This is a genomic window from Rhizobium sp. YAF28 (assembly GCF_052113285.1).
Classification (GTDB): Bacteria; Pseudomonadota; Alphaproteobacteria; order Rhizobiales; family Rhizobiaceae; genus Rhizobium.
Window position 1 is genome coordinate 193,534 of the sequence record NZ_JBFRCX010000013.1, and the last position, 12,124, is coordinate 205,657.

At 58.3% G+C, this 12,124-nt stretch carries 10 protein-coding genes and 3 pseudogenes; 6 read left to right on the forward strand and 7 right to left on the reverse strand.

Annotated elements, in window-relative coordinates:
* Positions 1-3 precede the first annotated feature (3 nt).
* From AB4Z13_RS26955 to AB4Z13_RS26965, 3 genes are all read left to right on the forward strand, one after another.
* Complete coding sequence (locus AB4Z13_RS26955; protein ID WP_442207317.1) at positions 4-867, forward strand: serine hydrolase; 864 nt, start codon at positions 4-6, stop codon at positions 865-867.
* Between the two features lie 29 nt (positions 868-896).
* On the forward strand, positions 897-2,438 hold the full coding sequence (locus AB4Z13_RS26960; protein WP_442207287.1) for an ABC transporter substrate-binding protein: 1,542 nt from the start codon (positions 897-899) through the stop codon (positions 2,436-2,438).
* 125 nt (positions 2,439-2,563) lie between these two features.
* Positions 2,564-4,003 carry a M20 family metallopeptidase gene (locus AB4Z13_RS26965; RefSeq protein WP_442207288.1) on the forward strand — a complete coding sequence of 480 codons (1,440 nt, stop codon included), beginning with the start codon at positions 2,564-2,566 and terminating at the stop codon, positions 4,001-4,003.
* A gap of 177 nt (positions 4,004-4,180) precedes the next feature.
* Here the strand turns inward: AB4Z13_RS26965 and AB4Z13_RS26970 are convergent.
* A pseudogene (locus tag AB4Z13_RS26970) lies at positions 4,181-4,423 on the reverse strand (Fic family protein); the annotation flags it as partial.
* 80 nt (positions 4,424-4,503) lie between these two features.
* On the opposite strand from AB4Z13_RS26970, the gene AB4Z13_RS26975 reads away from it, so the two are divergent.
* From AB4Z13_RS26975 to AB4Z13_RS26985, 3 genes are all read left to right on the forward strand, one after another.
* Positions 4,504-5,727 (forward strand): ATP-binding protein, encoded by a 1,224-nt coding sequence (locus tag AB4Z13_RS26975; protein ID WP_442207289.1) that lies wholly within the window; start codon positions 4,504-4,506, stop codon positions 5,725-5,727.
* Between the two features lie 296 nt (positions 5,728-6,023).
* Complete coding sequence (locus AB4Z13_RS26980) at positions 6,024-6,695, forward strand: IS110 family transposase (RefSeq protein WP_442207290.1); 672 nt, start codon at positions 6,024-6,026, stop codon at positions 6,693-6,695.
* Complete coding sequence (locus tag AB4Z13_RS26985) at positions 6,688-6,840, forward strand: transposase (RefSeq protein WP_442207318.1); 153 nt, start codon at positions 6,688-6,690, stop codon at positions 6,838-6,840. The genes AB4Z13_RS26980 and AB4Z13_RS26985 overlap by 8 nt, the downstream gene beginning before the upstream one ends.
* Positions 6,841-7,274: 434 nt before the next feature.
* Here the strand turns inward: AB4Z13_RS26985 and AB4Z13_RS26990 are convergent.
* The 6 genes and pseudogenes from AB4Z13_RS26990 to AB4Z13_RS27015 form a co-directional block, all read right to left on the reverse strand.
* A pseudogene (locus AB4Z13_RS26990) lies at positions 7,275-7,772 on the reverse strand (non-homologous end-joining DNA ligase); the annotation flags it as partial.
* A gap of 44 nt (positions 7,773-7,816) precedes the next feature.
* Positions 7,817-8,062 (reverse strand): annotated as a pseudogene (locus AB4Z13_RS26995) (IS110 family transposase); the annotation flags it as partial.
* 179 nt (positions 8,063-8,241) lie between these two features.
* On the reverse strand, positions 8,242-9,330 hold the full coding sequence (locus AB4Z13_RS27000) for an LLM class flavin-dependent oxidoreductase (RefSeq protein WP_442207291.1): 1,089 nt from the start codon (positions 9,328-9,330) through the stop codon (positions 8,242-8,244).
* A 48-nt stretch (positions 9,331-9,378) separates the two neighbouring features.
* Entirely contained in the window at positions 9,379-10,380 is a 1,002-nt protein-coding gene (locus tag AB4Z13_RS27005; protein ID WP_442207292.1) for a C-terminal binding protein, read from the reverse strand.
* Positions 10,381-10,398: 18 nt separating this feature from the next.
* The gene (locus AB4Z13_RS27010) at positions 10,399-11,298 is read right to left on the reverse strand and encodes an ABC transporter permease (protein ID WP_442207293.1); all 900 of its coding nucleotides are present in this window, start codon (positions 11,296-11,298) and stop codon (positions 10,399-10,401) included.
* Positions 11,291-12,124 (reverse strand): ABC transporter ATP-binding protein, encoded by an 834-nt coding sequence (locus tag AB4Z13_RS27015; protein WP_442207294.1) that lies wholly within the window; start codon positions 12,122-12,124, stop codon positions 11,291-11,293. The genes AB4Z13_RS27010 and AB4Z13_RS27015 overlap by 8 nt, the downstream gene beginning before the upstream one ends.

A 12,124-nucleotide genomic window follows, 5' to 3' on the forward strand; every position in this document is an offset into this window, starting at 1 on the left:
GAGATGGATACGATATCCAGTGCCAAACCGGTCGCTGGGATGCTGGCGGAAATCTGCGACGCACAGCCGTTCGTGACGCGGTTTTCGGTCCGCAACCTTCTGAGCGGCGAGACGATCGAACGCGGTGCAGACGAGGAGACGCCGTCTGCCAGCACGCGAAAAACCTCGATCATGATGGCGGCCCTGAAGGCTGTCGAGGACGGTCGTCTCGATCTTAACGAGGCGATCACCTACGAGGCGCGCTTTGCCGAGGAAGTGGCAAGCGGCATGTTCCGCTACCTGACGCCGGGTATCGTCATTTCGCTGCGCGACGCGATTACCGGCATGATGGTCTTGAGCGACAATGTCTGCACCAAGATGGTGTTCGAGCGGTTGACGCTGGAAGAGGTGGATGCCTATTGCAAGTCGATCGGACTTTCCGGCACCCATCACCGCTTCCTCATCCCGCCGCTGGCATTGTCGCCGGACCATACGCTGAAATCTGTGACGACGACGACGGCGCGTGACCAGACGGCCCTTCTGCAGATGATCCTCGATGCACAGTCCTCGGGGGATGTACGCCAAAAACTAGGCGTCTCCGGTGAGCTGGCGGCCTATGCGTTCCAGACGCTGAAGAACCAGATCCTGCGTTATGCCATCCCCTCGCGCCTGCCGTTCGGCACGGTCGTCGCGCATAAGGGCGGCACGGGCAAGCGCGGGCGGATGGATGCCGGCATCGTCTATCGGGATGGCGCGCCCTTCTACATCATCTCGGCTTTCACCGACGATGTACCGCAGGTGATGCCGGGTGGCACGCCGGGCTACACGATATCGCTCGAAACCATCGGCAGGCTGTCGCGCGCCTGCTGGGACGGATTCTCCAGATAAAGATGAACGATCAAAAAGAGGGTAGAACAGTGAAAAAGCTTCTTCTCGCAGGCGCCGCCCTGCTCGCCTTGGCAAATGCATCTGCCGCGCGTGACATTACGGTCGCCCAGAGCTCGGACCTGCGCAGCGCCAATCCCGGCGTCAACCGCGACGGCAATACCGATGGCGTCATCCTGCACATCGTCGAGGGCCTCGTCGGCTACAATAACAGCGGCGAGGTGAAGCCGCTGCTCGCAAAAAGCGTCGACATGTCGGCTGACGGCCTGACCTATACGTTCAAGCTAAGGACGGACGTGAAATTCCACAACGGCAAGCCGATGACGGCCGACGACGTGGTGTGGAACTGGAACCGGTACCTGAAGCCGGACACGAAATGGACCTGCCTCAGCGATTTCGCCAAGGGCGGCGCCGCGGCTGTGGCCGATGTGAAGGCGACCGATGCCTCGACCGTCACCATCACGCTCGAAAAGCCTTCCGCCGTCTTCCTCGGCCTCATGTCACGCCCGGAATGCGGTTATACCGGCATGATCTCGCCGGAAAGTGTTGCCGCCGATGGCAGCTTTGCCAAGCCGATCGGCACCGGCCCCTTCATGTGGGACGAGTGGAAGAAGGGCGAATATATCCACCTGAAAAAATTCGCCGACTATGTCTCGCCGGAAAATGACGGCAAGCCGGACGGAATGGTCGGCTCGAAGCGGCCGCTCGCCGATGGCATCAAGTTCATGGTCATTCCTGATCCGTCGACCATCAAGGCGGGCCTTGAATCGGGCGTGCTCGACACGGCCGAAGTTTCGCCGGACCTGATCCCGGAAATCAAGACGAACCCGAAAATGCAGCTCATTGTGGCGCGCAACAACGGCAAGAACCTCTTCTATATCCAGACGCGCGACAAGGTTCTGAGCAATCCGCATATCCGCCGCGCGATGGCAATGGCGCTCGATCTGGACGAGCTCGTCGCCGCCGCTTCGAACGGCACCGGCGAGGCGAACGGCTCCATGGTTTCGCAGGACAGCGTCTATTTCGACGAAACCCAGAAGAAGCGCCTGCCTTACGATATCGAGGCGGCGAAGAAGGAACTGGCCGCTGCCGGCTACAAGGGCGAGCCGATCTCCATCATCGCCAACAAGCGCGGCAACGTGCCGAGCTTCCCGGCAGCCGTGATGGCGCAGGCCATGATGCAGCAGGCCGGGCTCAACATCCAGATCGAGGTTCTGGACTATGCGACGCAGGTGGATCGCCGCCGTTCCGGCAATTACCAGGTCATCTCACAGTCCGTTGCGCCGCGCCTCGACCCGGCACTGATGTATTCCTTCTATGTCGGCGACAAGGACAAGAATGCCTCGCTGATGTGGGATGATCCGAAGGCCGTCGAACTGATGAAGGCCGCCTATGTCGAGGCCGATCAGGCCAAGCGGCAAAAGCTGTTCGACGAATTCCACGAACTGATGCTGAAGGAAATGCCGGGCATCTTCCTCTATGACATGGTCGACGTCTGGGGCGCGGCGAAGACGCTTAAGGGGCAGCCTGTCTGGCAGTCCAACGCCCGCCTCTGGGAAGTCTCTGTCGACTGACCGCATGTCCGCGCCATCGGCAAACGATGGCGCGGCTTCTTTTCTTATCGCCAGAAGCAGCAGCGGCGGCATCGCCACTGAGCGAGAACCTTTGCCCGTTTCAGGGCTTCGTTTGAGGAAATGCCATGAGCCACGACTCCGTGAACGCGATTGCCGCCCGGATCGAAGAGATGAAACCCGACTTTGCCCGGCTGAGCGACAGGATATGGGATTTCGCCGAGTTGAAGTTCGAGGAGCAGCGCTCTTCGGCGGTTCTGGCCGAGGTTCTGGAGGCAAACGGCTTCTCGGTGTGCCGCGGCGTTGCCGAGATGGAAACGGCATTCATCGGCGAGATCGGCTCAGGCAAGCCGGTGGTTGCCTTTCTCGGCGAGTTCGATGCGCTGGCCGGCATGAGCCAAGTCGCGGGCCTCGCAAAGGCTCAGCCGCTTGACGTCGATGGCACGGGCCATGGTTGCGGCCATAATCTTCTCGGCGTCGGATCGCTGATGGCGGCAATCGCATTGGCGCAGCACCTGAAGGAAAACGGTCTGTCCGGCACCGTGCGTTATTATGGTTGCCCCGGAGAAGAGGGTGGTTCCGGCAAGACCTTCATGGTGCGCGCCGGCCTTTTCGATGATGTCGATACCGCGCTCACCTGGCATCCGGCCCCCTTCAACGGCGTCCGCTCTACGAACAATCTCGCGGTCATCGAATACTATTACCGTTTCAAGGGTATGGCGGCGCATGCGTCGAATGCTGCTCATCTCGGCCGTTCGGCGCTGGATGCCGTCGAACTGATGAATGTCGGGGTCAATTTCCTGCGTGAGCACATGCCGCAGGATTGTCGGGTCCATTATGCGATCACCGATGCGGGCGGCAAGGCTGCGAATGTGGTTCAGGCAAAGGCGGAAGTGCTTTACTTGATCCGGGCACCGGAAATGCCGCAGGCATTGGATCTCGTCGAACGTGTCCACAAGGTGGCACGCGGTGCCGCGATGATGACCGAGACCGAGGTCGAGATCGTCTTCGATACGGCAGCGACCAATCTCCTGCCCAATATCGCCCTTGAGACGGCCATGCATGAAAACATGGTTTTGCTTGGCCCGATCCGTTTCGACGAGGCCGATATCGCTTTTGCCCGGTCGATCCAGGACACGTTTACCGACGAGGCGATCAAGAGCAGCATCCGGCTTTACCAGATCAAGGGCGATGCCTTTTCCCACGCAAGGGTCGATGGCTCCACCCCGCTGCATCTCGGCCTCAGGGATTTCGAAAGGCAGTCGCATTTTCGCGCAGGTTCGACCGATGTCGGCGATGTCAGCTGGGTTGTGCCGACGGCGCAATGTTGGACGCCGGCCTGGGCGATCGGCACCAATCCGCACACATGGCAGGTTGTTGCACAAGGCAAGAGCCCGGCGGCTCACAAGGCGATGGCACACGCCGCCAAGACGCTGGCCGCGACGGGGCTATCTCTGATTGAATCACCTGAGCTACTGGCTGCGGCGAAACACGAATGGGCCGAGAAAGCCGCGGGAAGGGCATATGTCTGCCCAATTCCACATCACATCAAACCGGCAAAGCCGTGAGTCATAATTGGTCCAAGATACATTTGACGTTGGCTCTATGATCGGCTTTCAAAGCACATGTGCTAACTAATGACACAGTACCCTGGGTGGAGGTTGAAAACACCAGAAATTCAATGATTTCCTTTTCTTGTCTCGAGATTTCAGGGTCACATCCGTTCAAGGCGAAGGCGGCGCCTCTCAGGTGCGCGCGAATTCTAGCAGCGGCGCGATATTATGGTTGTCGGCTGCGCGAAGGGCCGCGGCGTAGCGAGTGCTTAATTCACCAACGTCGGCGAGCGTTCCACCGCCCCAACTGAAACGCTCGCCGCCAAGACGTTCGACCAGAAGGTCAGCTGCCAAGCGAGCGTGACGACCATTTCCGTTTGGAAAGGGGTGGATGGCGACCAGGCGATGGTGAAACCTGATGGCCACCTTTATTGGGCTCAGGTTTCAATCGGTCATTCCTTGACTTTCAATCGGTCATTATCATAGTTTCAAACGGTCATCAAAGGAATGAAGCTATGCCGCTGTATCCAAGGCTCGTTGAGCAACGCATTGCCGACGCCATGTTAGATACGCGGGTCGTGCTGATCGTGGGTCCTCGCCAATCCGGAAAAACGACGCTGGCCAAGAAGATGGCCAACGAGGGGATGGAGTATTACACGCTGGACAATGCGACGACGCTCAACGCCGCGCGACGGGATCCAGTTGGCTTTGTAAGAGGAATGGATCGCGCCATTCTCGACGAAATTCAGCGCGCTCCCGAGCTGTTGTTGGCGATCAAGGAAAGCGTGGATACCGACGAGCGTCCAGGGCGTTTCCTCCTGACCGGCTCAGCCAATCTCATGACGCTGCCACGCGTGGCAGACTCGCTCGCAGGGCGCATGGAAGTCGTCCGATTGCTGCCGCTCGCTCAAAGCGAAATTCGAACGGCCGCTGGAAGCTTTTTGGTCGACGCCTTCCGAAACGAAGCTAAAGCCGGAGAACCAATCATCGGCGGCGACCTGATGGCTGCGGTTCTGGCAGGTGGGTATCCCGAGGCACTAGATCGCAAAAACTTAAACCGCAGACAGGACTGGTATGCGGATTATATCCAAGCGATCGTTCAACGCGACGTTCGCGATGTTGCGCAAATCGAGCAGATCGCGCAGATGCCGCGTCTGCTACGCATACTAGCAGAACATTCGGGACAACTCGTGAACTATTCCGGAATTGGCTCCGTCATCGGGATGAACCACATCACAACGCAAAAATACGTTGGCATATTCGAGAGCCTATTCCTCGCCAGAACGATCCAACCCTGGTTTTCCAACAAACTGAAGCGCCTGACCAAGACCCCCAAAATACATTTCCTCGATTCTGGTCTTCTCGCCTCCCTTCGTGACCTCTCTCTCGAGAGACTCCGGGATGACAGGGGGCCGTTCGGAGCGCTGCTGGAGACTTTCGTCTTTGGCGAGATCCTTAAACTCGCAAGCAGCGGACAAACCCGCTTTGAGTTTTCGCACTTTCGTGACAAGCAGCAGAACGAAGTCGATATTGTCATCGAAGACAGAAGAGGGAGGGTCGTCGGTATCGAGATAAAAGCGGCAGCATCCGTCTCAACTTCCGATTTTTCCGGATTGCGAATGTTGGCCGAAGCATGTGGGGAGCGGTTTGTTTCAGGCATTGTCCTGTACGACCATGACAAGGTGGTCCCGTTCGGGGAACGCCTGTCCGCCGTACCAATTTCGGCGTTGTGGCGTTAGCGCGTGGGAATTTCTCTTCAGTTCCAGACTCGAACATCCATGAAGCTTCGACCGCTTCGATAAAAAATGGGTCTCCGGTTCATATCCCTGCAAGGCGACGTATCGGCGTCTCAGGTCCCACCAACAGCCTTTCAAGACTGAGGTCGACGCCTTGGACCCGGTTATGACGAGGAGCCCCGCACTTGCCGGGACATTCCTCGCCGTTCGAAAATGCCGCTTGAGGCGGATGGGCCGGCGTCCATCGAAAGATGCGGCTTGTATGTCGGCCGGATGCGAACAGGATTCCATGGTCGGCGGTGGTATCCCTGGCCGAGACCGCTATCTGCGTTCTCGACGAAGACGGAATTATTGTTCGGGAAGGAACCGCACCTTCTCATCCTGAGGACATCGCGGCATGGCTTGGGAAGCTGGACGTGGATTTTTCGCGGGTCGGTTTGGAAGCCGGAAGCACCGCCTCATGGCTATACAACGGGCTCAAATCACGAGGCTTGAACGCGATCTGCATCAACCCTCGACGGCTGCGAGCCATGACCAAAACCATGCCGATCAAGAATGACCGAAATGATGCCAGGGCGATTGCAAGCTGCATGCGGGTCGGCTGGGTCTCCATCGTTCACGTGAAGAGCGACGAGAGCCAGGAAATACGAATGCTTCTGACCAATCGACCTACCCTTCAGACGAAGCAGATTGATATCGAGAACGAGATTCGTGGCACGCTCCGGGGGTTCGGGATCAAGCTCGCGGGACGGATTACAGGCGGTCCGTTTGAAGCCCGTGTCTTGGAGGCAATCGAAAATCTGCCCCGTCTCGGCGCGATGATCAAACCTATGTTGATCGCACGAGCTGCTCTCCGCCAGCAGTGTGCTGTCCTCCACAAAATGTTGCTTGAAACGGTTAGGAAAGATCGTACCTGCCGTCGATTGATGACTATTCCCGGCGGCGGTCACCTACGTTACCACCATCGATGATCCAGCCCGCTTTGAACGATCTCGGGATGTCGGGCCACACCTTGGTCTCACGCCCAAGAAGTACGCCTCCGGTGAGACAGACCGAAACGGCGGCATCTCGAAAACTGGCGATTGTGATGCATCGCGTATGGGCGGACGGAACTGAGTATCGCTGGGGAGATGCCGCTGCATAAGCCAGATACTGCCGTGCTACGTTAGGCAGGATGATGTCCCGCAAGGACCTGGTGGAAGTGACTGCGCTGCAATCTTTGTATGAGACTACGCGCTAGGTAGACAGCAGCCTTCGACTATCGGACCACCATCTTGAGGTGATCAAGCATCGACCTCGTAGATAAGGGCGAGCCTCGCGGGTTTCAGCTCGCCTTCTATGCAGTTGGCAATATCTGCGCAAAATGACGGCCATCGTGCCGAACGGCATTCCTCTGCCTGCGCTGGCAAAGTTTGGCGGCACTCCTGAAGCGGCCGCTGTGAGAAACCGGGTTGAATAGCCGTTCGCAATCAGACAAAAGATTGCACATAGTGGCTATCTACTCGCTTGAGCTCGAACGGCGGACAATCTAGCGTATGGCGCTGATTGCGCTAGTCGAGCCGGAAGACGTCGGCATTGTCCTGGCGTTCGCAAGCCCTTGTAGGATGGATGGCGAAGTTTCCCGTCTGTGTCGAGGCACGAAACTCGATCTCGGCGATCAGGGTCGACTCGACCCAGACAATATCGGCACTTCCGGAATAGGGCAGGGGCGGCTGCTTTCGCTTCCATCGCAGCTGGTCCAGCATCTTCCGCAATCGGATGGCCTCGGCTTGCCTGAATCCCGTGCCGACACTTCCGACGTGGACGAGATCGGCTCCGCGATAGGCAGCAAGTACCAACGAGCCGAAGCCGGCAGGGGACGCCGATGACATCTCATAGCCGACGATGAGGAAAGCCTCGCTCTGGACGCATTTGATCTTAACCCAATCCTCGGTCCGGCCGGAACGATAGGGTCGATCGAGGTGTTTGCCGACGATGCCTTGCAGGCCGAGACAGCAGACATGCTCAAGCAGGACGGCTGGTTCGGTGTCGAATGTTTCCGACAGCCGAGCTCTGCGTGAACTGGCAGATGGGCGATCTCGTAAATCATGGGTTGCGCGTGCCGAGCTTCAATGCAAATCGCAGGAATCCCTTCGGCCGTCAGCGCATGATAGAACCATGTCGACAGTGGACCTGTCTCGAAGACAACGAGCTACGCGTGCAAAGCGTGCTTGCGGATGATCTGCGATAGAATTTTCGGATCAGAAGGGCATTTCCCTCGCCAGATCCGTTTCCTATCCTCTCGGATCGAGACCGCAGTATTTTTCAACGAAACATCAAGCCCGATATATTGGTCCATGGTCGCCTCCCGTTTGATATGTAGGCCCGGTTCCAATCGTGAGCCCGTATTTCCATCCTACCGGGGGCAACCACCCATGTCAGATATTGCTGAGGCAATGGTTTTAGGGGAACCGTCCGCGATTACCCCATGCTCAAGAGCAAACCATGCCGGTATTCCTCCGCCATATCAGAAGATCACTAAAAGAGGGCGTGTCCTGAATTCCATCGCAGCAACGGCAGCAATTGCTCACCCTGCCGCTTGATCTCCTGTAAATACGGAGTGTCAGACAGAATGAAATGGGTAATGCCGAGCTCCCTGTATCTTCTCAGCGAGCCGGCGACGTCTTCAGCCGAACCGACCAGCCAAGTCGTGCCGGCACCACCGCCACCGAACTTGCCGGGAGTAGTATAAAGGTTGTCGTCCAGCACATCGCCTCGCTTGTGCAGATCGAGCAACCGCTGCTGGCCGACTGCACCTGCTTTGTGATCGTTCCAGCTACCGCTTTTGCCGTCGGCCATCTTGGCAACGCGCGCTTCCGCATCGGACCATGCCTTTTCCCTCGTGTCACGCACCAGGGTTGTTATCCTGAGTCCAAACTCCAGGGGCGGGAGATCGCGGTCCAAGTCCTTGCTGAGTGTATTCAAGCGTTCGATCCGCTCCCGTACGCCATCGAGAGGCTCTCCCCAGAACAACTGCACGTCGGCTTCTGTCGCCGACACTTGTTCAGCCGCCTCTGATGCGCCGCCAAAATAGATCTTGGGATGACGGCGCTCGATGCGCACATCAAGCCGTGGCGCAGCGGTAGAGCCGGTTACCTGGAAATGCTGTCCGTGGAATGTCACATTCTCCTCGGTCCATAGCCGGCGGACCAGTCGCATGAATTCCTTCGTGCGTGCATAGCGCTGAGTCTGGTCGCCTTCCTCGTCGCCATAGGCGGCGAGGTCGTCCTGACCGGAGACGATGTTGACCCGAACCCGGCCGCCAGTCAGTTGGTCAAGCGTTGCGGCAGCGGAAGCGAAGTTCGCAGGCCGCCAATAACCAGGTCGGGCAGCGATCAAGGGTTCGAATGTGGTGGTGCGTGCAGCAAGGGCTGCTGCGATCGTAAAGGTGTCGGGGCGGCCCCATCCGGTGCCAATCAGAGCCCCTTTCCACCCATGCTCTTCCAGTGCAACTGCGTGTGCCGTTATCGCTTCCAGACTGTTGTGATTTTCGGCGGCGGCATCGCCTCTATGGCCCGCCTTGACGTCGTTTGGAATGTACCACAGGAATTCGGAGCTATTGGTCATGGTTGTGCCTGGATCGTTCGGATCGGATCGTGGAAAGTCGCAAAATGATCAGGCCGTAACGCGGTTTCGCAACCGGCCTTCTTCAAGCAGGATTTTGACCGTCCGCGCCGCATTGGTGCGCATTTCGACGGCAGCGTGGTCGGAATAAAAAGCGTTGTGGGGCGTGATGACAAGCCGCCCGGCAAGCCAGTCCTCATGGTCTCGCCACGCAGACAAGAGGGGATGGTGGCCCGGTGGCTCCTGTGTCAGCGTGTCGATCGCCGCTGCCGCAAGATGACCGCTGCGCAAAGCCGCTTCGAGCGCGTCGAAATTGCTGAGAAGTTCTCCGCGAGCGGTATTAACGAGGATTGCCCCTGGTTTCAGCCTTTCAAGACCCTCGGCATCCAGCATGCCGCGGGTATCGGCTGTTGCCGGACAATGCAGTGTGACGACATCTGACTGGGCGAGAATGTCGTCAAGGCGGTCCACACGCTCATAACCGACAGCCTTCTCATGGCCGGGCGGCTGACCTGGATCGTAGCCGAGGATACGGAAACCGAACGGCTTCAGACGGTTGACGACCGCGGTGCCAATCCGGCCGACGCCAATGATGCCGACGGTTGCGCGGTTCGACCGGGAAAGCGGTTTGAGGCTGTGGACCTGCCAACCGGATGTATAGCCGCGAGCACGGGCATCATGTTCCCAGAGGCGGCGATGGAGCGAGAGGATCATTGCGATCGCGTGATCGGCAACTTCTTCGGTGCCGTAATCGGGATTGTTGGCAAAGGGGATGCCGGCATTTGCCAATGCCGCAAGATCGATCTTCTCGTAGCCGACGCCATAGCGGACCACGCCGCGGCAGCGATGAAGGTGAGAGATACTGCGCGAAGTCAGCCGTGCGCCCCAGACCATCAGCGCGTCAAGTCTTGCCAGGCGATCGGCGTCAAATAGCGTCTCGTCTGTGGTCGCGAAAAAATCGATCTCGATATCACGACCCAGCACTTCGGCTTCTAGGTCGGGATGACCGATCATGTGATCGGTGATGCCGACGATATATTTTTCCTGTGTCATTGTCGTTTGCCAGCCATGCTATCGCGTCATACCCCATTTCAGAATCGTGCGCCTTTCCAACTGCCGGAACAGGACATTCTCGACGAGGAGACCCAGCAGGATGACCGTCATCAGGCCGGCGAACACCCGGTCGGTGTAGAGCTCGTTGCGGTTCTGGAAGATGTACCAGCCGAGCCCGCCACGGCCCGAGGATGCGCCAAAGACGAGTTCCGCGGCAATCAATGTCCGCCACGCGAAGGCCCAGCCGATTTTAAGGCCCGCGATGATCGACGGCAGGGCTGCCGGCACAAGAATAAGGAAGACGTAGCGCAATCCGCGCAGGCCATAGTTGCGGCCCGTCATGCGCAGGGTCTCCGGCACACTGGTGAAGCCCGTATACATGTTGAGAGCAAGCGGCCAGAGCACCGAATGGATCAGCACGAAAATAAGACTTCCCTGGCCGAGCCCGAACCACAGAAGCCCGAGCGGCAGAAGTGCGATCGGAGGCAAAGGATTGAGCATGGAGGTCAAGGTCGACAGGAAATCGCGCCCGAGTTGGCTGGATACGGCGAGCGACGTCAGGACGAATGCCAAAACGACCCCCGCGACATAACCTTTCAGCAGAATATCGATGGAGTTCGCTGCGCGGCCAGGCAAAACGCCATTGGCAATATCGTCGAAGAAAGCTTGAAGTGTCTCCGTGAATGACGGCAGGAGAAGGTCATTGCCCTGAATTCTTGCGACAATCTCCCATAAGATTGCGAGAAAGATCAGGAGAAGACCTTTTCGCAGCCATGCCTGCTGCCAGAGTCGCCGCGGCAGCGACGCGCGCCGTTCGATGGAGCTTCCGGCGATTGGCTCAGGCATCAGCTCGTATTCAGGTCGGATCGGCGGCGTCGGCCGTATTATAACAGGGCCAGCGGTAGCAGTGTCACGCATGATCGCTTTCCGTTGCAATGGGCGCCTCGTCAAACAGAAGGCGATGAATGCGGGTTGCGGCTGCCTGAAACTCAGGGCTTCCGCCGCTTTGCAGGTCCCATTCATGGCTATTGATCTCGGCACGCATGCGGCCCGGATGCGGAGACAACAGTGCGATCCGATTGCCGACGACCAACGCCTCTTCGATGGAATGGGTGACGAAGAGCAGGGTGAAGCGGACTTCTTCCCACAGTGCCAGGAGTTCTTCCTGCATCTTGCGCCGGGTCAGCGCATCAAGCGCTGCAAAGGGCTCATCCATCAGCAGGACACGTGGCTCCATCGCAAGGGCCCGTGCGATTGCAACACGTTGCTTCATTCCTCCCGACAAAGCGTTCGGATAGGCCCCGGCAAAACGAGATAATCCCACCTTTTCCAGATAGTAGTCAGCTCTTTCGAGAGCCTCTTTTCGGCCAAGGCGACCGGAGACCCGAACAGGAAAGGCCACGTTCTCTCGAATGGTCTTCCAGGGCGGTAACTGGTCGAACTCCTGAAAGACTACCACACGATCCGGTCCCGGTCCGTTGACCGGACGACCATCCAAAAGGACCTGTCCTTCAGTCGGCGCAATAAAGCCGCCGACGGCCTTTAAGAGGGTGGATTTGCCGCAGCCGGAAGCGCCGAGTAGAATAAAGCGATCCGCTTCCCAAACATCGAAGCTGACATTCTGCGTCGCGCGCACGATCCGTCCGGGCGCCGCATATTCCAATGTAACACCCTTCACCGAAAGAAGCGGTGGTTGCGTTGAGGGGGCCGCGCGGCTCAAGGCTTCGGTGGATGTGCCGTCCAT